General features: G+C 33.3%; 17 protein-coding genes. 13 read left to right on the top strand and 4 right to left on the bottom strand.

Annotated features, from left to right (window positions below):
* Positions 1–178: 178 nt before the first annotated feature.
* From infA to rarD, 3 genes are all read left to right on the top strand, one after another.
* A complete protein-coding gene (infA, locus tag ACFFIT_RS03245) occupies positions 179–397 on the top strand; it encodes a translation initiation factor IF-1 (RefSeq protein ID WP_385876212.1) in 219 nt (72 codons plus the stop codon).
* A gap of 181 nt (positions 398–578) precedes the next feature.
* Entirely contained in the window at positions 579–872 is a 294-nt protein-coding gene (locus tag ACFFIT_RS03240) for a DUF5339 family protein (RefSeq protein ID WP_385876211.1), read from the top strand.
* Positions 873–1,849: 977 nt separating this feature from the next.
* A complete protein-coding gene (rarD, locus tag ACFFIT_RS03235; RefSeq protein ID WP_385876210.1) occupies positions 1,850–2,770 on the top strand; it encodes an EamA family transporter RarD in 921 nt (306 codons plus the stop codon).
* Between the two features lie 396 nt (positions 2,771–3,166).
* On the opposite strand, the gene ACFFIT_RS03230 is transcribed toward rarD, so the two are convergent.
* On the bottom strand, positions 3,167–3,580 hold the full coding sequence (locus tag ACFFIT_RS03230; RefSeq protein WP_385876209.1) for a SufE family protein: 414 nt from the start codon (positions 3,578–3,580) through the stop codon (positions 3,167–3,169).
* A 688-nt stretch (positions 3,581–4,268) separates the two neighbouring features.
* Between ACFFIT_RS03230 and tamA the strand changes: the two genes are divergently transcribed.
* The 8 genes from tamA to dinB all read left to right on the top strand — a co-directional run bounded on the left by tamA (position 4,269) and on the right by dinB (position 15,830).
* Positions 4,269–6,119, top strand: a complete 1,851-nt coding sequence (gene tamA, locus ACFFIT_RS03225) for an autotransporter assembly complex protein TamA (protein ID WP_385876208.1) — start codon at positions 4,269–4,271, stop codon at positions 6,117–6,119.
* Positions 6,120–6,152: 33 nt separating this feature from the next.
* Positions 6,153–10,169, top strand: coding sequence for an autotransporter assembly complex protein TamB (gene tamB / locus ACFFIT_RS03220; RefSeq protein WP_385876207.1), 4,017 nt, complete (start codon positions 6,153–6,155; stop codon positions 10,167–10,169).
* Positions 10,170–10,187: 18 nt separating this feature from the next.
* Positions 10,188–11,162, top strand: a complete 975-nt coding sequence (locus tag ACFFIT_RS03215) for an acyltransferase family protein (RefSeq protein WP_385876206.1) — start codon at positions 10,188–10,190, stop codon at positions 11,160–11,162.
* 42 nt (positions 11,163–11,204) lie between these two features.
* Positions 11,205–11,801, top strand: a complete 597-nt coding sequence (locus tag ACFFIT_RS03210; RefSeq protein WP_385876205.1) for a CinA family protein — start codon at positions 11,205–11,207, stop codon at positions 11,799–11,801.
* 81 nt (positions 11,802–11,882) lie between these two features.
* The gene (recA, locus tag ACFFIT_RS03205; protein ID WP_385876251.1) at positions 11,883–12,938 is read left to right on the top strand and encodes a recombinase RecA; all 1,056 of its coding nucleotides are present in this window, start codon (positions 11,883–11,885) and stop codon (positions 12,936–12,938) included.
* A gap of 68 nt (positions 12,939–13,006) precedes the next feature.
* Entirely contained in the window at positions 13,007–13,939 is a 933-nt protein-coding gene (hemC, locus tag ACFFIT_RS03200; RefSeq protein ID WP_385876204.1) for a hydroxymethylbilane synthase, read from the top strand.
* 12 nt (positions 13,940–13,951) lie between these two features.
* A complete protein-coding gene (locus ACFFIT_RS03195) occupies positions 13,952–14,773 on the top strand; it encodes a uroporphyrinogen-III synthase (protein WP_385876203.1) in 822 nt (273 codons plus the stop codon).
* Positions 14,766–15,830 carry a DNA polymerase IV gene (gene dinB, locus ACFFIT_RS03190; RefSeq protein WP_385876250.1) on the top strand — a complete coding sequence of 355 codons (1,065 nt, stop codon included), beginning with the start codon at positions 14,766–14,768 and terminating at the stop codon, positions 15,828–15,830. The genes ACFFIT_RS03195 and dinB overlap by 8 nt, the downstream gene beginning before the upstream one ends.
* A 36-nt stretch (positions 15,831–15,866) precedes the next feature.
* Here dinB and rsuA read toward each other — a convergent pair whose 3' ends face one another.
* Together rsuA and ACFFIT_RS03180 are read right to left on the bottom strand one after the other, a co-directional pair.
* The gene (rsuA, locus tag ACFFIT_RS03185; protein WP_385876202.1) at positions 15,867–16,604 is read right to left on the bottom strand and encodes a 16S rRNA pseudouridine(516) synthase RsuA; all 738 of its coding nucleotides are present in this window, start codon (positions 16,602–16,604) and stop codon (positions 15,867–15,869) included.
* On the bottom strand, positions 16,573–18,189 hold the full coding sequence (locus tag ACFFIT_RS03180) for a DUF945 family protein (protein WP_385876201.1): 1,617 nt from the start codon (positions 18,187–18,189) through the stop codon (positions 16,573–16,575). Before ACFFIT_RS03180 ends, rsuA begins: the two co-directional genes overlap by 32 nt.
* A 571-nt stretch (positions 18,190–18,760) precedes the next feature.
* Here ACFFIT_RS03180 and topA point away from each other — a divergent pair.
* Positions 18,761–21,379, top strand: coding sequence for a type I DNA topoisomerase (gene topA / locus ACFFIT_RS03175; protein ID WP_385876200.1), 2,619 nt, complete (start codon positions 18,761–18,763; stop codon positions 21,377–21,379).
* Positions 21,380–21,514: 135 nt separating this feature from the next.
* On the opposite strand, the gene fldB is transcribed toward topA, so the two are convergent.
* Entirely contained in the window at positions 21,515–22,087 is a 573-nt protein-coding gene (gene fldB / locus ACFFIT_RS03170) for a flavodoxin FldB (RefSeq protein WP_385876199.1), read from the bottom strand.
* A gap of 1,184 nt (positions 22,088–23,271) precedes the next feature.
* Between fldB and ACFFIT_RS03165 the strand changes: the two genes are divergently transcribed.
* A partial coding sequence (locus tag ACFFIT_RS03165; protein ID WP_385876198.1) for an Ig-like domain-containing protein occupies positions 23,272–25,572 on the top strand: 2,301 nt, incomplete at its 3' end.

Below are 25,572 nucleotides of genomic sequence, written 5' to 3'. Positions count from 1 at the left end.
AGAGGGAAAAACCAAAACTCAAAGTGATTTTAAATCACTCTAAATTTAAAAAGAATGCAGTGAGTTTAATCATTGCAAAATTAGTCAAATTAAACGGTCAACGTAAATATGGAATCAGGACTTTTTCATTTGATTAATTATGTAGTTAAGTAAACAAAGTCATATTTAAGAGGATTAAATGGCAAAAGAAGACAATATCGAAATGCAAGGCACAATCATTGAAACATTACCTAATACCATGTTCAAGGTTGAATTAGAAAATGGCCATGTCGTAATGGCTCATATTTCAGGAAAAATGCGTAAAAATTACATTAGAATTTTAACGGGCGATAAAGTCAGTGTTGAATTGACTCCCTACGATTTTACAAAAGGCAGAATTATTTTTAGAAGTCGATAAAAAGTTTTATTCATTAACTGATTTAATGAATAAAAAGCTTGATAATTTGTACATTAATTATTAATATTCTTTTATTGCTCTAAGCAATTTATACAAGTTTAAATGTTATGTAAAGATGATATGATTGTTGTCCAAATATAGCAGTAAAACTTATCAATCACTCTTTTATTTAAGGTCTATTATGAAAAAGATTATTATCTCAGCAGCATTACTTCTTTCTTCCACTGCAGTTTTTGCTGATAACTGTGAAAAATATGTATCTGAAGTTGATTCAATGATTAGTGAAGCAAAAACTCATGTAACTGATCCTGCTGAAATTAAATTGATTGATGATCAAATTTCACAAATGAAAACAATGATCAACAGTTTACCTGAAGATCAACGTGATGCAATTTGTGGTCAAGCTCTAGAGCAAATCCCTATGATGAAACAAATGCTTGAAGAAGGCATCAAGCAAATGAAAGCTCAAGGCTAATTTAGTTTCCGAATTCTTCACAAAGGGCTTGAATTGTTTACAATTCAAGCCCTTTGTGTTTGATCAGCAAAGCTGGTAAAACCTTATGGTTGAAAAAGTGTAAACACTCTGACTAAAAGGAAGTTTACATGAATAATAAGAGTTACACCTAACTGCGGTTAGGTTCGAACTAACTCATAGTATGTCTTTACATAAATGCAAGTGAACCGGAGTCGCTATAATAAATAAGCAAGCGCCCTCCATAACGTAGAGCTTTATATTTAGTCAGCTCTATTATATGATGTAAAGCTTTTGTAGAAGACTGAATTATCCATGATAAAACACTGAATGCATTAAAAGAATAGGCAAAAGCTTTAAAAAAATGACCTCACCTTCAGCCGATAACATTTTTCATGCAAAAACTGAATCTTTTATAGATAGATTTTAGTGATATTTTAAAATAGCGAATTGTAAACGCAGCTATGAAACCCCGATGAGTAAGATAAATCGTAGATTCAGAGCATTTAATCTTAAAAGTTGGAAGAAAACACATAGACTACACCAATAATTAAGATAGCTTGAGTTCAAAGACCTATTTTAATCGGTCAAGATGAACAGTTAAAAATGCTTGCAGTTCTCTAGTACATTATGAATTGGTTAAGAACGTTTAAAAGAATGTTAGATATTCATTAGTTTGAACAATATGCGAGGGACGTACAAACGGTACCTTTAAAGGAGTAAGGCCGTAGCCTTAACCAGGTCGAATTTATCAACGAAAAAATTTTAGATTTTAAATATCTTAGATTTTAAATATCTTAGATTTTAAATCTTTTTATTATTAACATAACATGTAAACTTCTTTTATCAAGTAAACTTTAAAAGCGGATCCAGTTTAATAAAGTAGATCTAAACTTTTAAATCTTGATGTAAAAAATGCAACATTTTTAGTTGGACGTTTCATCCATTCTTTCAATAAACTAATTTAAGGTAGACTAGCTGTGTCAAATGATTTAACTAAAAATAATGGTCATCACGAACTATATCCTGAAATGAAACAAGGTATTATTTATGCTTTAGCCGCCTATATCATTTGGGGGTTAGCACCTATATACTTTAAGATACTCGAGTCAGTTCCAGCTGAACAAATTGTCGGGTTTAGAATTATATTCTCCTTATTCTTTATGATTTTACTTGTTACCTCCTACAAAGGATGGAAAAATTTAAGGGCTATATTCAAAACACCTAAAAAATTTTTCTGGCTATTTTTAGCATCTCATTTGATAGGGGTTAATTGGTTTATATTCATCTGGGCTGTAAATAATCACCATGTACTTGATACGAGTTTGGGGTATTTTATTAACCCTTTAATAAACATAGTTATTGGCACACTGTTTTTAAAAGAAAAATTACGCAAAATGCAGTGGATTGCAGTAGGAATAACTTTTTGTGCAGTGGGGTATCAAGTATGGCAGTTTCATGCAATCCCTTTTATCGCTCTGAGTTTAGCTATCACTTTTTCAATATACGGAGTTGTTAAGAAAAAAATTGCTATAGATGCTCAGACCAGTATGCTTATTGAAACTTTTATGTTACTCCCTGCTGCAATGATTTTATTCTTCTTTGTCATAGATGATATAGCAGCTGTTGTAAATAGTTATTCATTGGGTTTTATATTTACTTTAGCGCTATCAGGAATTATAACAACTGTTCCTTTGATATTTTTTTCTGCAGCGGCGAGTAAAATTCCGTTTTCCTATCTAGGTTTTTTTCAGTATATAGGCCCATCTATGGGGTTTATTCTTGCAATTACGTTATTTGAAGAAGATCTAAGCCCATCAAGATTTATTACTTTTGCTCTTATTTGGTTTGCTCTCGCATTAATAATATTAGATAGTTTGAAATCAACTAAAAAAAGATAAAAATATTGATTATTGATTATTGATTATTGATTATTGATTATTGATTATTGATTATTGATTAATTAAGGATGATGTTTTATTCCCAATTAAAATCAAGATGCAGGTTCTAACACAAGGTAATACTTACAATTGCAATCAGAATACTGTCTACCCCTGCAACTTGAAAATACTTCGGCATAACTAGAGGCTCTTGACATTTAGAGAGTATTTTTTAGACATACATGGAAAACCACATCATAATAGCAATTGCAATAGTGCTTCTAAAGAAAGTTTCTAATTTTTCATACCTTGTTGCTATTGATCTGTAATGCTTTCAATGAGCACAAGCTTTTTCTACCAAGTGCCGTATTTTGTAAAAGTATATATCAGTCATATTTAAATTGAACTACATACTGATTAATTGTCAGTCATAACCTTGTTTATCCGTTCTTCAATTGCAAGGATGCCTTTTTTTCTATTTGAACTTAATTTATGCAAAACACCAATTTGCTCAAATAAAGAGGTGAAATTCATATTTGCTATATTTTCTTTTGTATACTCTGAGCAATAAAGTTGGATTATATACAAGATACCTCTGAGTATTTTGCTGTCACTGTCAGCAATAAAAATTATTTTTCCGTCAGATGTTTTACTGATGTCTAGCCACAGTTTACTTTCACAACCAGGTAGAAGTAAGATCTCATTTTTTTGACATTCTGGGATTGTTAGAAGTGATTGAGATAGTTGTATCAGTGCACGATAACGGTCTTCCCACTGAGCAAGAGAAGCAAAATAGGAAAGTAATTCTGTTATCTGAGTAAAATGTGTCATGGAGTTTTCTTAAAGTTGTTAATAGTAGAAGATTGATTAATAATATAATACCACGGAGCAGAAATGAATCCCAAATGATGGTTACTGATTATTCATATTTATGCTTTTTTATTTAATACCGTGCCCCGTTTTACCATCTAATTCCATTTCCTTAGACTAACCAGCAGAAAATGAATGGAGTTGAATTGATTCAATGGCCGCTTGAATAGGATGATGCATTTTATAAAATACCAAAATACAGTATTGTATTAATCTAGTACATGGTAATTAAATCTTCGTTAGACTACTAGTTTACGTAAAAAGTTCGAAAAATAAGCCTAATTATCAACATAAATTGTAAATTATCAGTAGATTATCAGTAGATTAAGTGGTTATTAAGGCTATATATTGTCTGAATTGTTCATGATGCCTCAGTTCAATCCTAAAGCTTTAAAATATTTTAATCTCAATTGAATATCTTTAACAAAAAATTAAAAGAGTGAAAAGGGCAGAAATTAAAGAATATTAAGTTATTGTAACACAATAAAAAACTTTTATTGAATAGATACAAAATTACATAGTCGTTATGCTATTGGTATTAATAGAGTTATACCCAAAATGTACTATCAACTACGTGAAAGTATAGAGAAAAAAAACAAATTATGGCATAGTATAGAAAATAAAAACGATCTTGAAAAGGTTATTAATTTTGAATTTAGTTCTCTTATTACCTAAAAAAAACAGATGCAATGAAAACACCATCAAACGGAAAAATATTTTTTTACGTTTAGGTGTTTTATTGTCTATTATTTTTTTATCTGGTTGTCAGTTGTTTTCGAATGATGAGATTAACAATCAAGTGGATCCTTCATCAAAAAAACATCAAAGAACCATTCGTATCCAACTTACCGGGCTAGAAGGTGAGCTGCAAAGAAATGTAAGAGCCCGATTATCTCGCATTCAAGAAGCTGAAATAAGTAGTGATGGACGATTTCAAGCAAGGCTGAGAAATGAAATAGTACTCGGATTAAAAGCGCTCGGATATTACTCACCTGAAATTCAAATTGAATTTGAAGATAAACTCGCTCCTGCAAGACCAATTTTACATGCTAATGTTTCTCCTGGTAAACCCGTTCTTTTAGTTCGTTTAGATATAAACATTAAAGGAGAGGCTAAGGATGATGAAGCATTTCAACAACTTATCACTCGTCTTTCACCTGAATTAAATAAGCCTATTAATCACAGCCAGTTTGATGCTTTCACTGCAGGACTGACCAATTTAGCGCTTAATAGAGGGTATTTTGATGCTATTTTTATCCAACAAAAATTAGGTGTCTCCGTAGAAAGAGGTGAGGCGATTTGGTTCATTGAGTTTGATTCAGGTGAACGCTATCGCTATGGTAATATTACCTATGATGGTTCACAAATTGATACTCTCTTTTTAGATAATCTAACCCCATTTGAACCTGCTGTAGGTTATCTAGCTGATGATATCATAGAATTTAATCGTAGATTAAATCGCACAAATTGGTTTAATTCCTCAATAATGACGCCAAGACTCGAGTCGCTTAATAATGATAAAACAGTTGATATAGGTGGAGTACTTACACCTAGAACAAAAAACTCTGTTGATGTTGGGCTCGGCTTTTCAACTGATGTTGGGATCAGAGGTGTTTTTTCATGGCGTCGTCCTTGGTGGAATCGATATGGTCACAGCTCAGAAACTAATTTGAATATTTCCACAAAAGAACAAATCATCGATTTCAATTATCGTATTCCTTTAGTGCAAAATGCCCTAGATCATTATTATATTATTCAAACAGGTTATAAACGGCAAGACTTAAATGATACACGTTCAGATGCTGTTTCTATTAATTTTGCAAGATTTTGGGGGAGAATTTTAGGTTGGCAATTTTCTACCAATATCCGCCTAAGCTATGATGATTTTATTCAAGGCGCAACCCAAAATAGTACCCTTCTTGTGATGCCTGGCATTACTTTAAACAGAACGCGTACAGTAGGTTCTGGAATGCCTGAATGGGGTGATACTCAACGCTATTCGTTAGATTTTTCTGACAAAGTATTAGGATCAGATGCTGATCTTGCGATTATGCAAGGACAATATGCCTTAATAAGAACACCTGCTGCAGGACATAGACTACTAGGTCGAACTAACATAGGATGGATAGAAACCAATAAGTTTGATGTTATTCCACCTTCTTTACGTTTTTTTGCTGGAGGGGATAGAAGTATAAGAGGGTACAAATTTAGAGGGATTTCTCCTAGGGATGAGGCTGGAAAATTAGCTGGAGCATCTCAGCTCCTTACAGGAAGTTTAGAATATCAATATAATTTTACAGGTAATTGGTGGGGAGCTACTTTCGTTGATGCTGGTAATGCCAGTAATAAAGTACTAGAAGATGATATTAAAACAGGGACTGGAATAGGAGTGAGGTGGTCATCTCCTTTAGGGCCTGTCAGATTTGATATAGCTACTCCTGTAAATGATAGAGATACTAATAACGTGCAGTTCTACATTGGTCTTGGACCTGAACTTTAAAATTCTTTAGTGATTTAATCAACTGATCAACTTATGAAAATATTTAAACGAATCATTTATTTTTTTTTATTACCCATGGTAGGTTTAATTTTAAGCCTAGTGCTTTTTATTCTTACGCCTACAGGTATTGGTATAACAACAGATCTTGCCAATAGGCATCTGACGTTCATATCAATCAATAATGTAAAAGGTGGTTGGGGCGCACTCAGTATCGATTCTATTTCTGTATCTCTTGATGGAATTGATGTAAAAGTTGATGATGTTAAGTTGTCTTTATCGTTACGTTGTCTTTTTAAACTTAACCTTTGCATAAATGACCTAAGTGTTGCAAAGATAAACGTAAATATTAATACGCATTTAATTGAAAAGAATAGCCAGCTTAAAGAAACCAATCCCCCAGCTCAGATTAACTTACCTTTTGGCATTCATTTATCACGATTGATGGTCTCTGATATTGCTGTTCGAGTTGATAATATGAGATTTAGTGGTAATGGTCTAAAAACCCACGGATCATGGTACGATAAAATCATTTTAGATGAATTTTTATTAGATTCTATGAATATAAATATGGACACTGATTATTCACTGACTAAAACAAGCTCTAAATCTATAGACCCGATTCAAGCAAATGATAATACAGTACAGACAAATTTTTTTAATGTAGATGAACTTAGACAAACAATTGAAGACGTAAAATCTAATCTAGAAAATCCTGTGCTAACCAAAATTTCAGATGTGTTGATGCCGATGGACTTTGTTGTACCAAATTTCAAAATAAACCATTTATCATATGAACATTTTGATAACAAAATAACAACAGATGAGCTTAATATTGCATTTGATATACAAGGGTATTTGATATCAATATTGCATTTAAATACTGAAATTGGATATTGTGATTTGCGTGACAGTAATAATCGCATATGTGCTAATGGGAAACTTAATTTGAATGGTAGCCTTCAAATGAAAGGAAATTGGCCGCTTACTACTCATTTGTCCATTAATATCGACAAAGATGAAAAAGCATTTGAGAAATTTGGATTGCAGTTAGATAATCTAAGTCTTTTATTTAATGCTAAAGGCGCTTTGATAGGAGAACTTATATCGGAAGCCACCATCCAGAAAAACTCACTTGCTCTACTTGATCTTAAACTAACAAGCAATTTTGCTAAACCAAATTTCCCACTTTCGATTAACTTAACAACGGAAACGATTGCTTGGCCAATGATCAATTTTGAATTAACCCAAGCCAATAGAATTGAAAATAATGAGCCTCTATCATCAGAGGTAGAAAATATCTCAGCTATCAAAAAAATAACTAAGGAAAGTTATCGTTTACTGCCTACTGAAGTAAAATTAGCAGGAGATATCAAACTTTACTCATTAACAGTTACATCAGCTATTGAGATCCCGCAATTACCGCCTACCGAAATAATGTTAAATGCTGAACTGTTCCAAAATAAGGCGGTTGTAAATGAATTTTCTTTAGTGCAGGCTGATAAAGCAAAATATCTAGGGGTTAATCTCCTAAAAATGTCAGCCATTTTAGACTGGTCAAAAGATGTCTTTGTATTAACATCAAATTTAGATATAAATAATTTTCAACTCAATGATAAAAAGCAAGGCATTGACTTAAAAACATCTGGTAGGGTAGGACTAAATGGAAAATTATCTAATGATAGCTATTTTGTTGAATTGGCTGATACAAAATTAACGGGTAATTTAAATAATTATCCGATAGATATCGAAGCTCAACTATCCGGTTCTTCATTGTATCACTGGACCGCAAATAAATTTAATTTTGCTGTCGGAGAAAACAGTATCAATTTATCTGGCAGTATAAGTGATAAGGTAGATATTAGCCTACTCATAGACGCACCTAAATTAAGTGGTATTGTCCCTAATTTAAAAGGCAATGTGCAAGGTAATGCAAACATTACGGGGACAACTGAATTAATTAATGTAAACAGTGATATAAATATCAACGGTTTTAATTTAGATTCAATTTCAATTAGTTCAGCGAATTTAAAGTCCTCTGATTTAGAAATCAATTGGAAACAACTGACTTCTAATACTCAAGAATTAGGAGAATTTATTTCTGGTGAGATAAGTCTAGGGGGAGCTGACATAAAACTACCTTCAACACAAATAAATACAATAGATACCCAATTGGTTGGCACAAATGAACGTCATGAATTTAGTCTAAATCTTAATGCTGACCCTATCAGCGCTCTAATGAAATTATCAGCACAATTTGACTCTCCAAATAAAACTTGGAATTCTACAATAAAAACTCTTGAATTAGATACACCAGAAGGTGCTATTAAGAATAAAAATCCTATCGAGCTACTTCTTGGTGTCGATAAATTTTCTCTTTCTTCTCACTGTTGGGTTCATCAGGCTGCGGAAGTTTGCTTAGCTGAAGATTTTGAATTGAAGCAATCTACTCCGATGAAAATAGCATTCAATAAGATTGATATTGACTATCTTAATAAGTTTTTAACTCCTGCCACTGTGCTAAAAGGGACTATAAAGGGTGAAGCACTTCTTTATTTATCTGATTTAGAAGCAATTCGTGCGCAAATGAGTTTAGATAGTCAGACATTAGGTGTTGTACAAAATGTTAATGAAGCAAATATTAATTTGGATTTAGAGGCTTTCTCAATTAAAGCTGATTACGAAGCGGAAAATTTTTCCTCAACATGGGATCTTAAGATAAAGAACAATGGCTCCACTTCTGGTAATATTGAAATTAATGATATTTTAAATTCTAGGCAGCTATCTGGTAATTTAAAGATAGCTGATTTCAATTTATCACTCTTATCCCCTTTCTTTGCTGATAATGAAAAAATACATGGAGTTATTAATAGTGGACTTATTTTTTCTGGTACCACGCTTAATCCCTTAGTTACTGGGGATTTTTTATTGAGTAACTTACTGGTTGTTAGTCATCAAATTCCTTTCGATATTAACGATAGTAGACTTGCTATCAGATTTAATGGAAAACAATCTAATCTTGATGGTGAAATTGTTACTAATGATGGTATTTTATTGTTAGATGGAAGTGCTAATTGGGAGAATACAAATAACTGGAATACCGTGTTGAACGCAAGATCTGAAGGCATTGGTATAGTGATGCCTCCACAGGTGCAAATTAAAATTAAACCAGATATTCGCTTTGAAGCAAATAGCCAGCTATTGAGTTTATCTGGGAATGTTTTAATTCCTTGGGCCAGAATTATTGTTGATGAGTTACCACAATCCGTTATTGATGTTTCTGATTCGCAAGTATTCTTAGATGAAAATATGCAACCTATAGAAAAACAAACAAATGCAATTCCATTTAAAACTGACTTAAATATTAAGTTAGGGGATAATATTTTGTTATCAGCATTTGGTTTGAACACAGCACTCTTAGGTGAATTAAATGTTAGGCAATCAGAACAAGGTATTGCGCTTTTTGGGGATATTGTAACCCAAAATGGTAGCTTTAGGGCATACGGGCAAGATTTAGTACTTAGGAAAGGGGTAATTTCATTTGCAGGAACACCGGATAGACCTAAGCTAAACGTTGAAGCTGTTCGAAATCCTAATAACATCCGTAATGATGTAGTTGCAGGTGTACGGGTAACAGGTTTTGCTGATGAGCCAAGATTAGAACTCTTTTCGATCCCGTCAATGAGTCAGGAAGAAATACTTTCTTATATACTTAGAGGGGAAGGTCTCGATGCATCAGGTGCAGACAGCAGTTTAATGACGACTATGCTCATTGGCATGGGTACATCACAAAGTGGCCAATTAATCGGCAGAATAGGCGAAACATTTGGAGTTAAAAATTTATCTCTTGATACGCAAGGTGCGGGTGATGAGTCTCAAGTAGTGGTATCAGGAGAGGTATTACCAGGACTACAAGTAAGGTATGGTGTAGGGGTATTTGATTCACTTGCAACTATTACTCTAAGATATCAATTGTTACCAAGACTTTATCTAGAAGCTGTTTCTGGTATGGATCAGGCCATTGATCTTTTATATCAATTCGAATTTGATTAATTGAGCCATATTATTACTATGAGACAAGTTGGATTATCCGTCCTCAAGACTATTTGCTGCTTTTGTGCCGTCACTTTTTATTCGGCAAGTCAATTATGCAATGAATTTTGTTTTGTAAACAACCATTTTTTGAGTATATTATATTTCTTGTCTATAGTTGCTACACCTCTATTTTTTCTCATTAATGGCTATAGTGATCACAAAACATATTCGACTCAAAGGTTATTTCAAATAGATTGGTCCAAAATTTTATCAGTTCTATTTATATTCGCTTTCTGGAATGCTGTTTCATACTTACTTTTTAGTAAAAATGGGTTTAATAGTTATTTTCTACAATCTTGGTTACTTATTTCTTTAGCCACTATTTATGTACTTAATCCTATTTTTACTATTGTGCTTTCACATTATCGTTGGGCTTATTTAGCATTACTTTTATTTGTAGTATTTATCGCTTTTTTAGATATTCTTACTTTACTCAACTTAAATGGCCAAATTGAAAAAGTGCCAAGTCATTTTAGGATTTGGACATGGTGCTTTTATTATTATATAGGCAGGTTTTTAGCGTTAAGAAAAATAAGATTAATCAGTAAGAGAAAAAAAGTAAGATATTATGCAAAACTTTTTTGCTTTCCATTAATGTTTAGTTTTTATTTATATGAATTACTTTTATCAAAATATGTCTTTAAAGCATTTAATGCAACTTATTTTTTAGACAGTGTTCTTCTTATCGCCATGACGTTAACTATTTTTATTATTTTTGATAACATAAAGATTAAAACAAAAATACTCACAGAGATCTTTCATTTTATTGCGCCTGCAATGATAGGCGTATATATTTTGCATGATGCCATTTATTTTTATCTGCTTCATTGGTTTCCAACATATGAACCAACTATAGCAACACTTTACTTTTTTATTGTTTTTACACTATCAGTAATAATATCAAGGCTTCTACTATTAAATTCAGTTACATCAAAATTAATTAAGATATAATACTGTTGATAAATACTAATTTATACCAAAAGGATTTACAGTATGGGATTTGTTGAAAAGAAATTTATAGCCTGTGAAGCACTAGCGCAAAAAATTGGTGAGCTACTTGTTGTTAAAAAAATGACCGTATCATGTGTTGAGTCTTGTACAGGGGGCCTGCTTTCCAGTTTTATTACTGCTATTGCGGGATCTTCATCTTATTTTGAACAATCATGGATTACATACAGTAATGAATCAAAAGAAAGAAATGTTAATGTAGCGAATCAAACACTTGTGGCACATGGTGCAGTTAGTGAACAAGTTGCAAAGGAAATGGCGATTGGTTGTTTGAAAAATGCAGGTTCATCCGTATCAGTATCTATTACTGGTATAGCAGGACCTAGTGGTGGAACTCAATTAAAGCCAGTAGGTATGGTGTGTTTCGGCTTCGCTTTTATTACTTCAAAAAAAGTATTGGATTTTCAATCTTCACTAAATTCTGTTGACGTAAAAGGCAATATTATTATTGATTTTAATGATAAAATTATTTCAACACATACAGAAACACAAAACTTTACAGGTAACAGGACTCAAGTCAGGTTAAAAGCAGCAGAACATGGGTTAAAAATTCTTTTGCAGGAAATTGAAAAAATTAGTTGATACTGTATATTTAAACAGTATAATGTTGTTATCAAACTATATAAATAAAACTTACAATAATTAGGGGTAAATATGAGCAAGATGGATGAGAATAAACAAAAAGCCTTAGCAGCTGCAATAGGCCAAATTGAAAAGCAATTTGGTAAAGGTACTATAATGCTTCTAGGTGAAGACAAAACAATGGATGTAGAGACAATTTCAACCGGATCTTTGGGGCTTGATGTCGCTCTAGGAGCTGGTGGTTTGCCCTTAGGTCGTATTGTGGAAATTTTCGGACCTGAATCATCGGGTAAAACAACGCTCACATTACAAGTCATTGCTGCAGCTCAGAAAAGTGGTAAAGTGTGTGCATTTATTGATGCTGAACATGCGCTTGACCCTATCTATGCTAGAAAACTAGGTGTAGATATTGATAATTTATTGTGTTCTCAGCCTGATACAGGCGAGCAAGCTTTAGAAATTTGTGATGCCTTAGCACGATCCGGCGCAGTTGATGTAATCATTGTTGACTCAGTTGCAGCATTGACCCCGAAAGCAGAAATTGAAGGGGAAATAGGTGACTCACATATGGGGCTTGCTGCAAGAATGATGAGCCAGGCAATGAGAAAATTGACGGGTAATCTTAAGAATTCTAATACACTGCTTATTTTTATTAACCAAATACGTATGAAAATAGGTGTAATGTTTGGTAACCCAGAAACAACAACGGGCGGAAATGCACTTAAATTCTATGCCTCTGTTCGACTAGATATTAGACGTGTAGGATCAGTAAAGGAAGGTGAAGAGGTCATAGGTAGTGAAACTCGTGTCAAGGTAGTTAAAAATAAAATTGCAGCACCTTTTAAACAAGCGGATTTTATTATCACATATGGTGAAGGGATTAATGTGGAAGCAGAACTCATTGACCTTGGGGTAAAACACAATATAGTAGAAAAAGCGGGCGCATGGTATAGTTATAAAGGTGATAAAATTGGCCAAGGTAAAGCAAATTCTTGTCGCTTTCTAAAAGAAAATCCAGAAATTGCGAAAGAAATTGACACTAAATTACGAGAATTACTTTTAAATCCTGAGACGATTAAAGAAAGTCAATCACAAGCTGAAACAGCAGATGATTTAACAGAAATTGAGCCAGAATAATACTTTTAAATGTAACAAAAGGTATTGTAGGTAAAATAAACTAGAATACCTAATTTTGAGAAAAAAATATGACCACTTTACGTATCGCCACCAGAAAAAGTCCTTTAGCTCTCTGGCAAGCTAATTATGTTAAAGACTCACTAGAACTACATTTTCCCAATTTATCGGTTGAATTGATCACCTTTGTTACTAAAGGAGATATTATACTTGATACTCCACTTTCCAAGGTTGGGGGAAAGGGCTTGTTTGTTAAAGAGCTTGAAGTTGCACTACTAAATGGCGATGCAGATATAGCAGTTCACTCAATGAAAGATGTGCCTGCTGAGTTTCCAGAGGGGCTAATTTTATCAACTATATGTGAACGCGATAATCCTTATGATGCATTTGTATCTAATCGATATGATTCATTAATTTCTTTACCCAATGGATGTATAGTGGGCACATCAAGCTTACGTCGTCAGGCTCAAATAAAACGCGTAAGACCTGATTTGATAATAAAAGATCTAAGAGGCAATGTAGGGACTAGACTTTCAAAGCTAGATGCAAATGAGTATGATGCTATCATACTAGCAACTGCCGGCTTAAAAAGGCTTGGCCTTGAATCAAGGATAAAAGAGGTGATTAAACCATCTTTATGCTTACCTGCGGTAGGCCAAGGCGCTGTTGGAATTGAGTGCCGGAAGTCAGACAATAACACACAGAAAATCTTACAGGTATTGAATCATGAAAATACATCAATATGTGTAACCGCTGAGAGATCTTTTAATCATTTTTTGGAGGGAGGCTGTCAGGCACCAATCGCAGCACATGCTACTCTGAAAGATAGTCACTTGTTAATTGAAGGACTTGTATCTTCTCTTGATGGCCAAACGTTTTTACATGATACAGTTGTTGGTGATAAAAAAGAAGCAGCTCATCTAGGGATTGAGTTAGCAAAAAAACTCATAGCAAAGGGTGCTAAAGAGTTACTTGACACTATTTATGCCAGAGCCAATTTATAATTTGAGGTGACTATGCTTGATTCTTGGCAAGTTATTGTTTGTCGTCCGATAGATAAAGCTACTGAGTTGTTAGAACTATTGCAGTTCAATTCTGTCCAAGGTATTGCTGCCCCACTGATCTCAATTGAACCGGGCCGTGATCTAAATGTTATGCCGAGTATGCTGGCATCATTGAGCAGGGGTTCTTTGGTTTTCTTGTTATCTCCTAATGTTTTTTTATTTGAGCGGCATCTATCTGATGCACAAATTGCCAAAATAAAATCTTCCTTTAGTCCCAATTTACAATATTACGCAATAGGCCAAAGTACTGCTGCCAAATTTTTTGATTGTATCGGGTTAGAAGCTGAGTACCCTGAGGGTAAAGAAATAAGTGAAGAATTGATAAAATTACCGTCTTTAATTGAATATATACAAAATAAGCATGATAATCATACCACTCGTGAAGCCTTAATAATACGTGGAAATGGAGGACGAGATATTGTTGCAAATGTTTTAAAAGAAAACCACTTTTATACAAGAGAAATAGAAGCATATCACCGAATTGAGAATCCTAGCAGTTTACTTCAATTTAAGAAAAGCATAACTCAATCAATAAAAAATATAATAGTGATCACTAGTGGTGAGATGCTGGAAAATTTAATTCGTTATTTAAAAAATGAAGATGTAATGATCCGTCAAAAGACGTTAAGTAGTTATTTAATAGTGGTCAGCGAGAGAATTGCCAAAATAGCCAATACCCAAGGTTTCAGCAATATTGTTATTGCAAAAAAAGCAAATAACCAAGCGCTTATGAAATCTATCCTAGAGACAATTCAACATGCAAAAAATATATAAATACATTCATATTGATATGGATTGTTTTTTTGCAGCGGTAGAGATGAGAGACAACCCTAAATTAGCCACAATACCATTGGCTATTGGTGGACAAGCTGATAGAAGAGGGGTAATTTGTACAGCAAATTATGAAGCCCGAAAATTTGGGGTGCGAAGTGCAATGTCGACTGCTAAAGCATTACAATTATGCCCTAAACTGACTGTTTTACCCCCAAGACATAGTTATTATAAAGAAATATCTTCTAAAATTAATGAAATTTATAAGCGCTATACTTCATTGATTGAACCAGTTTCTCTTGATGAAGCTTATCTGGATGTAACGGATAATACTGAATTTAATGGCTCTGCAACATACATTGCTCAAGATATAAGACGCGCCATTCAAAAGGAAATAGGTTTAACCGCATCCGCAGGGGTTGCCCCTTTAATGTTTCTTGCTAAAATTGCCTCAGATATAAATAAACCCAATGGAATTTTCACCTTAGCACCAACAGATGTCCCTGCCTTCATAGAACAATTAGAATTAAAAAAAATTCCAGGTGTAGGAAAAGTGACACAAAAGAAATTAGCTGATCTTAAATTATATACTTGTGCTGATCTTAAGAATGTTGGGAAAGATAAGATAATTACGTTACTTGGCAAGTTTGGACATACCCTATTGAATTATGCTGAGGGTAAAGAAGCTAGACGTGTCAATACAAACCGTATTACCAAATCTATAAGCGTTGAAACAACCTTTAATATTAATTTTCATCAGATTGATCAAGCAAAACAAAAATTAGATGAACAATTAGTTGAATTGGAGAAGCGAATTTCTGAAAATAAAAAACAGCAATATATTCAGAAAATTCAAGTAAAAGTAAAATTTGATGATTTCAAACAAACTACATTAGAGGTAAGCCAAATAAGTTTATCCAAATCAAAAATACATGAATTATTTGATTTTATTTGGGTGCACCGCCGAGAACAAAGAGGGATAAGAATGATAGGTGTTGGGGTGGCTTTAAAAGATGAAAATAATTTGGCAAAAGAGCAACTCTCTTTATTTTTAGACTAGAATGAAATGAAAGATAAAGTGTTTAAATAAAGTTGATTATTTAGTGAATGAACTTACTTCATGATAATTCAGCTCTCTATACTCTCCCTCATTCAGTGTATCATCAAGAATAACACTGCCAATTTGAAGTCTTTTTAGAGCTACAACTCTATTGCCTACAGCGCCAAACATACGCTTAACTTGATGATATTTCCCCTCATAAATTTGCACTAAACACTCATATTCATTTAAATAAGTTAAAGTAGCGGGTTCAGTAGGCTCTCTTTCTTGTTTGAGCAATATTCCTTTTTTAAAACTAACCGCATAATCTTCAAGTAAAGGATGCTTTAGTGTTACATGATATATTTTTTGACATCTTTTTTTAGGGGATGTAATTGTATGTGACCAATCACCATCATCTGTTAGCAAGACCAAACCAGTTGTGTCCACGTCAAGCCTGCCTGCACTATGTAAAAGATACGCACTAGGTTCATCTAAAAGAGATGTGACACAGGGATAATTTGCATCATTATTAGCACAAACATATCCCTGAGGTTTATTAAGCATAAAATAGCGTTTTGATGAAGAAAGAACAATTACATTATTTTCATATAAAACTTCATCAGATGAAGAAACTTTCAATGAACCAGATTTAACTAATTCTCCATTTACGGTAATCATTTTATTTCTAATGAGTCGAGATACATCACTACGACTGATACTTAATGCATGTGCTAATAATTTATCAATGCGTTGCACTAGATTACTCCGAAGTTTGACCTGAAATAAATTCATTAAGGCGTATTAAATTTTCAGGTGAAATGAGTCCAGTCTGTCTCAGTGAGACAAGAGAGATGAATTCTAAAAATTGATCTCTAGTATAGGCGACACCATTTAATACATACCTATCATTAGTATAGGAGAAAGCAAAATTAATCAAATCATTTTGACGAGTAATGATCCCTGTATTGATGAGTAAGTCAATATTTTTTTCAACTATCAAATTATTTTTTTCTTTAGCAACCAATTGTTCTATACCATTTATCTGATCAATTTGGGTCATGAGATAAGGCAACATACCGTTTTCAGATGACACATCAATATGAAAAGAGTTAATTTTATCATAGGCTTGCTGATTGTTAATTTGACCATTTGGATTGCTAACTAAGCTATAAGTTAATGGATTAGAAAAGATAAGTTCACTATTAATAGTTAGGGTGCCAAGGCTATTTTTCCATTGGAAAGGAATGATTTGATAACCAGGATTTGAAACTAATCTTCTAGTCAATGCTTGAGCAGAAAAGATAAAATCAGTAAGAGATAATTCTGTATTAAGAGTTGTTCTTATATATTTACCTAATTTGATATCCGAAATAATACTATTATAAAAGGTATCAACAGCTTCAAAATTTCTGTGTAGAGAAATAAATGTTGAATGACCAGAACCCATATTCAGGCCATAAGTATTTAAGTCAGAAAGTTTAAAATTATTTTCAATTTCAATAATATTTGATCTATCTATTTGTTCCTGATCTAAGAAAAAATTTGAAAATTTTAAAATTGGGTACTGTAAAATAGCAAACGAAAAATCTTCAACTTCGAATGATTTTTTTGAAGTGAAAAAATTTAACGTGCTAGGATTGATAGTGTAGTTTAATTTGATTCTTTTAAATTTAAAATGATGCCTGGTTGACTCTTCTGTTTGTTTGATTACATTATCAATAATGTGTCCAATAGGAATCCAAGGTGAATTAAATTTAGCATCTAAATTATTTAATTCAGCGGCAAAAGAAGAAATGGTTTTATCATTCAAAGAAAGCTCAATAATCCCACCATCAAAAGTAAAAGGAAATTTTTGATCTGTATATTTGAGAGGCCTTATGCTCGCTTTAATGTGAATGCTTTCATCAAAACGAGTAGTAAATAGTATATCCGCGAGCGGAACACTCTTATCAACATCTCCCCTATCTAAAAAGTCTTTCGACAATAAATTAGCAGGAAATTCAAGAGTCATTTTGTTAACAACAGGCGAAAAATTAAAATTCTTCAGATTTGACAGAGGAAATAAACCATTTTCGGAAGTAAGGTTCAAGGTCAGTCGTTTTCTTGCATTTCTATCATTTGGATTAGCATTATTATCAGAAATTTCGAAAGTTAACTTATAAACACTTTTGAATAGACTTTTTTCTTCTAAACTGGTTTTTAATGTGATGGTTTTATTGAGAGAGGTAATTCTTTTATCAGAAGAAAGAAAAACATTAATTTTTTCTGATGTGTCTTCAATTTTCTGTTTGGAGACATGATTAGCATAATATCCAAATCCAAAATAAGCACTAAAAAGTATAAGAATGAAAATTGATATGAAGGTAAATTTTTTCATGAAGTCACTTTGTCTATTTATTGGATGTGAAAAATCTGATAAAAAAATCATCGAGCTAGTTATGGTAAAATATAACCACATGATTAAAAAGTATAAATAATCCATGCGATTATTTTTTAATGGTTTATTGTATCAAATTTTCTAATTTATATGCGATAAAATTATTACTAAATTTGATTTATTACACAAAAATGAAGAAAAAGAAGGGCTAAAACTTAGTTCAACGTATACTATTTGTTGGATAAATTTATCTAATATTTAATTTTTAATAATTGATAAACTGATTTTTTTATAGATGATATACGCAATATATATCATTTAAGTGTGTGATATGATATTTTGAAAAAAGAGAAAGGTGAAGTTATACTTTATTGTATTAAATTCTAAAGTAGTCATGCTTGATTAAAGCCGTTGTTTAAAGTATTGGTGTTAAACTATATTATATAGGCATTACTAATATAAAAGTTTTGATGGCATGATTATCAATTATATCGTGTAATAAATGATAAAAATAACCAGAATTTGGTTATGGTTCCAAATTCTGAAATTAAATTAGGTATTAGGTGAAAATATGAGTAAGTCCCTAGTTATAGTGGAATCTCCAGCAAAAGCGAAGACCATAAATAAATATCTTGGAAAAGAATTTATTGTAAAATCTAGTGTAGGTCATGTGCGTGATTTGCCTACGAGTGGGAGTCTTAAAAAAGAAACAACCGCAAAAAACAAAAAAGAGAAAACTGAAAAGAAAATAATTAAAAGTTCTCCGACTGCTGCCTTAATTCGTAGAATGGGTGTCGATCCTTACAACAATTGGAAGGCTGACTATCAAGTTTTACCTGGCAAAGAAAAAGTTGTTACTGAACTTAAACAGCTAGCTAAAGAAGCTGATCATATCTATCTTGCAACCGACTTGGATAGAGAAGGAGAAGCAATAGCGTGGCACCTCCAAGAACTTATTGGGGGAGATGATTCTAGGTTCAGTCGTGTTGTATTTAATGAAATTACAGAAAATGCCATTCAGCAGGCGTTTAAAAAACCTAGTGAAGTAAATACTCATCGTGTTAATGCCCAACAAGCAAGACGTTTTATGGATAGAGTAGTCGGTTATATGGTATCTCCATTGCTTTGGAAAAAAGTTGCTAGAGGGCTCTCTGCAGGAAGAGTTCAATCTGTTGCTGTTAGACTTGTTGTAGAGCGTGAAAAAGAAATTAAAGCCTTTACTCCTGAAGAGTTTTGGCGAGTGCATGTTGATTTAAATGTTAAATCAGCACATATTCCTTTAAGTGTTGAGCTTTTGCATTTTAAAGATAAATTACTCAAAATAGAGAATGAGTTACAAGCGTCTAAAATTGTTGAGACTCTTAAAAATGCAGATTTTAAAGTTTCCGCCATAGAAGCTAAGCCAACCAGTAGTAAGCCCAGTGCTCCTTTTATAACATCTACTTTACAGCAAGCTGCAAGTACCCGATTAGGTTTTGGTGTCAAAAAGACAATGATGTTAGCTCAAAGGCTTTATGAATCAGGCCATATAACTTATATGCGTACGGATTCGACCAATTTAAGCCAAGATGCGATTGCTATGGCTAGAAATCATATCAGCAAGTTCTATGGTGAACTTTATTTGCCAGAAAAACCCATCATTTATGGAAATAAAGAAAATTCGCAAGAAGCCCATGAAGCTATAAGGCCTTCTGATATTGAAAAATTAGCAGGCTCTTTGACTGATATGGAAACTGACGCGCAAAGATTATACCAATTGATTTGGTGTCAATTTTTAGCCTGCCAAATGACAGCCGCGCAGTATGATTCTTCAACAATTACAGTAACTGCAAAAGACTACTCGTTAAAAGCTAAAGGACGCACATTAAAATTTGATGGGTGGACAAAAGTATTACAAGTCATTCGCAAGTCTGAAGAGGATAAAACATTACCTTCTGTGCAGTTAAATGAAATATTAAATTTAAAAGAAATTTTACCAGAGCAACATTTTACTAAACCACCATCGAGGTTCAGTGAAGCCTCTTTAGTTAAAGAATTAGAAAAAAGAGGAATTGGCAGGCCCTCGACTTATGCCTCTATCATTTCAACTATTCAAGACAGAGGATATGTTCGTGTTGAAAACCGTCGGTTTTATGCTGAAAAGATGGGGGAAATTGTTGTCGATAGATTAGAAAAAAGTTTTAATGAGCTAATGAGCTATGATTTTACTGCTAAGATGGAAGATAACTTAGATAAAATTGCTAAAGCTGAGGCTAATTGGAAAAAAGTACTTGATACATTTTTCACTGATTTCTCAGCCCAATTAGCAATCGCAGATAAAGATGAATCAGAAGGAGGGATGGAACCTAATAGTGTCGTATTAACAAGTATAGATTGTCCTATTTGCAATAGAAAAATGGGAATACGTACAGCAAGTACAGGTGTCTTCCTAGGTTGTTCAGGGTATGCATTACCTCCAAAAGAGCGCTGTAAATCTACAATTAACTTGATAGCTCAAAGTGAGTTATTAAATATCTTAGAGTCAGAAGATGCAGAGACTAAAGCATTATTGGCACGTAAACGTTGCCCAAAATGTGACACTGCAATGGATAGTTATTTAGTTGATCATAATAGGAAGATACATGTTTGTGGAAATAATCCAAATTGTGAAGGCTATATAATTGAAGAAGGTGAGTTTAGGATTAAAGGCTATGATGGTCCTGTTGTGGAATGTGATAAGTGTCAAAGTGACATGCACTTAAAATCTGGCCGATTTGGTAAATACATGGGATGTTCAAATGATTCTTGTAAAAATACTCGAAAAATCCTCAAAAATGGCGAAATAGCACCACCTAAAGAAGATCCTGTGCATATGCCTGAATTGCTCTGTGAAAAATCTGATGCATATTTTGTTTTAAGGGATGGTGCTGCGGGTATTTTTTTAGCTGCACATAATTTCCCAAAATCTAGAGAAACTCGAGCTCCGTATGTTGACGAACTAAAACGCTTTGAAGATAGATTGCCTGAAAAATTTAAATATTTTACCTCTGCGCCTTTAAGAGATAAAGATGGCAACAGGACTTATGTTCGTTACAGTAGAAAAAATAAACAACAGTATATTTCTTCTGAAGTGAATGGTAAGCCTAGCGCCTTAGCTTTATATTATGTTGATGGTCAATGGATTGATAACAAAGATGAGGCCAGTAAATAGTATAAATAGATTTTTTACCAGGAATATAAGTGAAGAATTTCCTGGTAAAAAAGAACAAATTTTTATGATTGTATAGCAAATTAATCTAGAAATATTGAGCTTTATAACAAACAATAAATTGGTGAATTTTGCTAGTCAAGCAAGAATATCTAACCATTCTGAAACGACCTGCTCACTCCACTTTTCAATTCTTTGATCCGTTAATTCATATTGGCTATCATCATCAAGCGCTAATCCGACAAATAACTGTTTATCTTCTGTTATCGGTAAAACGCTTGTAAAGTTGTATCCATCTGTTGGCCAAAAACCACACCAGTGAATAACGAATTGATTTAATTGATTGTAGAGTAATCCCATTGCATCTAAAAACCAATTACCGTAGCCTTCTTGATCACCTAGACCAAATAGTGAAACAATTTTATTATCTAATTTAAGATTACCAATTTCATGCCATTGTTTGAGCCAATCCTCTTGTATTTCACCAAAATCCCATGTTGAAATTCCTAATATCAAACAGTCAAATTCTTCTATTTTTTGGAGTGGAGTTTCTTTGGTGTTAAAAATAGAAACAGAAAAATTTTCTTTCAAATCTTTATTTTTAAGTGTTTTTTCAATTTCATGTGCAATTTTTTCTGCAGCAATTTCAGTATAACAAGTTGATGAACCATAAAATATACCCACAGAAAACAAAGTTGAACCGTCCCTCATTACAATCGCCTTATTTTTTAATTTATTGAAAATATTTAAATTTAATGAAAGTAGATGAATTTACCTTTCTAATTTTAAGATCTAAGCCTAGCAGTTGTTTTCCTCTTAAATGCAACTAGAAGATCTGCAAACAAAAAATTGTAATTTCTTAAAATATGAGTTTATACTTATTTTTATACAATTCCCAAATAAATAAATAAATTTTTATATTAATATTTATACCAAAACGCTGGTGTTTTGTATGCGTTTTGTTTTTAAATCATTAAAATGATGATTAAACGCGCGAGTTTAAAATTTATACAGAAATTCAAAGTACTCTTATAATAAAATTATTTATTTAATAGCCTACAGTGATTGTCATGGTTATGCGATTAATTACATTCGATGTAACAATAATTTTTAGCCAGTTTTGTATATCTATTATATTCCCCTTTACCATAAAAGCCATAGCATGATGATGTTACTTATGGCATTCAAGTTTACTCATTATAAACACTAAGTGCTGGATTGAGATTATCAATTAAGCAATATTTGTACATAGTTAAGCTTTTTCTGTTTATATTGTTATTTTTCAGTTTACCTTGTCGTCTAATTCTATAAATTCCAGCCAATTCCAGATGTTCATCAAAATTCATAAATATAATCGTAATTACTAGATGTGCATTTACCAGAAATAAATTTATCTCTATTTTTCTAAAGACTACTGATTCGTTTATCCGCTGATCATTCATGTAGAGAAACTTAATCAAAAATAGTGAAGAAATGATTTTATGCTCAATATTTTTTTAAATATATTATTGATGTGTCAGATGATTACTTTATTTGTAACAACATAATTGACCTTAGATATTCATAGATATTTTTAAAGTTGAAATAAACATTCAAAATAATTAGCTTATAAGGTCTTTAGAATCAATTTGATGGGCCAATAATAGCTAATTCAAGGCAGAAATATATAGACATTGCTTTTAAAACCTATAATACAATGTGAGTGTTAAATGTACATGTAGTACAAAAAATAATCAACAATGCAAATAATTCTGTAAATTTCCTTAATTTTTGTGTATATAAAAGTTACAATATATAATGAATTTCTATTTTTATTACATAAGGAATCATATTTTTACTATTTAAAATTATAATCCACACATACTTTTCACTATTTGAATATTAAGGAAAAATCAATGCCAGATATTAAAGTGATCAAAACGAATCCCGTACAAAATACAGTTTCTTCTAAATTAGTTTCAGGTAAAACTAATATCAGTGTTGCTAATGGAGACGTTGTCATCATCGGCAAAACGACATCAACTCATCGTTTACCCAATAAAACCATTAAGGCTGTTCGTAAAGGAGATGATTTAGAGCTAATCGTCAGCGAAAATCCTTTAGAAGTCATCGTCCTTGAAAATTATTATTTAACTGATGGCTCAGTAAAAATTACTGCTGTCACCAAAGCAGGTACAGTAACTGAGCTGGCTTTAGCTGATGGAGCAAAACTGATAGATTTAGCACCAGATCAAACAGTAACTGCTTCTTTCACTGGAGCTAGTTTTGCTGTAGACACCAGCGCATTTGGTCAATTTGAAGCCGACTCGCATGATGCCGTCCTTCTTGCCACATTAGTGGGTATCGGAGCTGCTATCATTGGAGCTGCATTTTATGTAGTCAATGGTAAGGATATTGATACCAATAATGTTGAACCACCTCCTGCACTTGAAGACATTGTCATTCAAGGCCGTCATCCTGATGGGGATATCGGTACTTCAACACCGACCATTACAGGTAAAGGTAAACCTGGTAATAATGTGGTGGTGGAAGTTGATCGTGATGGTGATGGTAAAGCAGATGATACTTATGTATTTTCGCCTAATCCTAAAGATGGACAATATCCTGGAACATTTAATCCAGATGGTTCATTTGAAATACAATTGCCAGAAAATGGTTCAATCGGTGAAGGCGATGCGAACATTACAGTAAAACCACAAGATAACTTTGGTAATAATGGTCCAGGTACAGATTTTCCTCTGATTGTAGATACTACGCCACCAAGTGCATTAGAAAACTTAACTATCCCAGGCCGTCATCCTGATGGGGATATCGGTACTGATACTCCAACAATCACAGGTAAAGGTAAGCCTGGTGAAAATATTATCGTGGAAATCGACCGTGATAATGATGGTATACCTGATGATAAATTTGTCTTCTCAGCCGATCCTAAACGTGATGGCGAAATAAAAGGTGATTTTGACGAAGAAGGCAATTTTGAGTTGACTTTCCCTCCTGATTATAAACTCCCTGAAGGTGATTCTACTATCACTGTTCGTCCTGAAGATAAAGCCGGCAATATAGGCCCTGAAGTCAAATTCCCAATGAATGTGGATAAAACTCCACCTGATGAATTTGAAGATGTGTTGATTGATGGACGTGATCCTGAGAGCGGTGATTTAGGTACAGGCACACCGATTATTAAAGGTAAAGGTAAGCCAGGCGAGAATGTCGTGGTCGAAATCGACCGTGATGGTGACGGTAAAGCCGATGATACCTATGTATTCTCTCCTAACCCTAAACGCGATGGCGAATTAGGCGGTAGTTTTGATGAAAATGGTAACTTTGAAATACAAATCCCTGAGAATGGCAAGTTGCCAGAAGGTGATTACAACATCAGCGTAAAACCACAAGATAAAGCGGGCAATACAGGTAATGGTCAATCATTCCCTGTGATTGTAGACACCACCAAACCAAATACTCCGCTAGTTGATGAAAATGCAGGTGATGATCAAGGTGATGTTCAAGGTGCACTTAAAAACGGCGACTACACTGATGATAATAAGCCAAGCTTCGCAGGTCAAGGTGAGCCAGATGGTACGGTTAACGTGTATGTTAATGGTCAAAAACAGACATTTGGTCCGAACGATGTAGTGCCTAAAGTAGATGCTGATGGTAACTGGAGTTTTGAATTACCTCCGTCTATTGAGTTAGGTGATGGTGAAAATAATATTCAGTTCAGTGTAACCGACAAAGCAGGGAATGAGAGTGAATTAACCCCACCATTTATCTTAAATGTTGATACACGTCCTGCCCCATCGGCCCTGTCTCCTGACAGCTGGCAGGTGATAGATGATGTGAATGAAAGCACAAGCCCGAATGGTAAAAAAGCGGTGACAGCGAACAGCACAACAGATGATAATTTACCTACTGTACAGGGTGTTGCACCTGAGGGTGTGTATGAAGTGGCCATTTTTGTGGGTGATACTGAAATAGGGCGTGCGAAAGTGGGTGCTGATGGTCAGTGGAGCTATCAATTGGTTGATGCATTACCTGAAGGTTCGAATACCATCAAAATCGCGCCAGTTAGCCGTACGGGTAACATGGGAGATAAGACATCGATTGATTTCATTGTAGATACTTATGTACCTAGCGCTGAGAATTCAGGCTTAAGTGACATTGTATTAACAGCAAACCAAGGCCAATTAGGCGGAAGT

Source organism: Thorsellia kenyensis, assembly GCF_042432445.1.
GTDB classification, from domain to species: domain Bacteria; phylum Pseudomonadota; class Gammaproteobacteria; order Enterobacterales; family Thorselliaceae; genus Thorsellia; species Thorsellia kenyensis.
The sequence above is the reverse complement of the archived record's forward strand: the minus strand, read 5'-3'. Positions and strand labels throughout refer to the sequence as shown.

Bases quoted from the DNA above. Each gene is read 5' to 3' on its own strand.
- infA (WP_385876212.1), top strand. From the start codon at position 179: ATGGCAAAAGAAGACAATATCGAAATGCAAGGCACAATCATTGAAACA.
- ACFFIT_RS03240 (WP_385876211.1), top strand. From the start codon at position 579: ATGAAAAAGATTATTATCTCAGCAGCATTACTTCTTTCTTCCACTGCA.
- ACFFIT_RS03230 (WP_385876209.1), bottom strand. From the start codon at position 3,580: ATGACACATTTTACTCAGATAACAGAATTACTTTCCTATTTTGCTTCT.
- tamB (WP_385876207.1), top strand. From the start codon at position 6,153: ATGAAAATATTTAAACGAATCATTTATTTTTTTTTATTACCCATGGTA.
- ACFFIT_RS03215 (WP_385876206.1), top strand. From the start codon at position 10,188: ATGAGACAAGTTGGATTATCCGTCCTCAAGACTATTTGCTGCTTTTGT.
- ACFFIT_RS03210 (WP_385876205.1), top strand. From the start codon at position 11,205: ATGGGATTTGTTGAAAAGAAATTTATAGCCTGTGAAGCACTAGCGCAA.
- recA (WP_385876251.1), top strand. From the start codon at position 11,883: ATGGATGAGAATAAACAAAAAGCCTTAGCAGCTGCAATAGGCCAAATT.
- hemC (WP_385876204.1), top strand. From the start codon at position 13,007: ATGACCACTTTACGTATCGCCACCAGAAAAAGTCCTTTAGCTCTCTGG.
- ACFFIT_RS03195 (WP_385876203.1), top strand. From the start codon at position 13,952: ATGCTTGATTCTTGGCAAGTTATTGTTTGTCGTCCGATAGATAAAGCT.
- rsuA (WP_385876202.1), bottom strand. From the start codon at position 16,604: ATGAATTTATTTCAGGTCAAACTTCGGAGTAATCTAGTGCAACGCATT.
- ACFFIT_RS03180 (WP_385876201.1), bottom strand. From the start codon at position 18,189: ATGAAAAAATTTACCTTCATATCAATTTTCATTCTTATACTTTTTAGT.
- topA (WP_385876200.1), top strand. From the start codon at position 18,761: ATGAGTAAGTCCCTAGTTATAGTGGAATCTCCAGCAAAAGCGAAGACC.
- fldB (WP_385876199.1), bottom strand. From the start codon at position 22,087: ATGAGGGACGGTTCAACTTTGTTTTCTGTGGGTATATTTTATGGTTCA.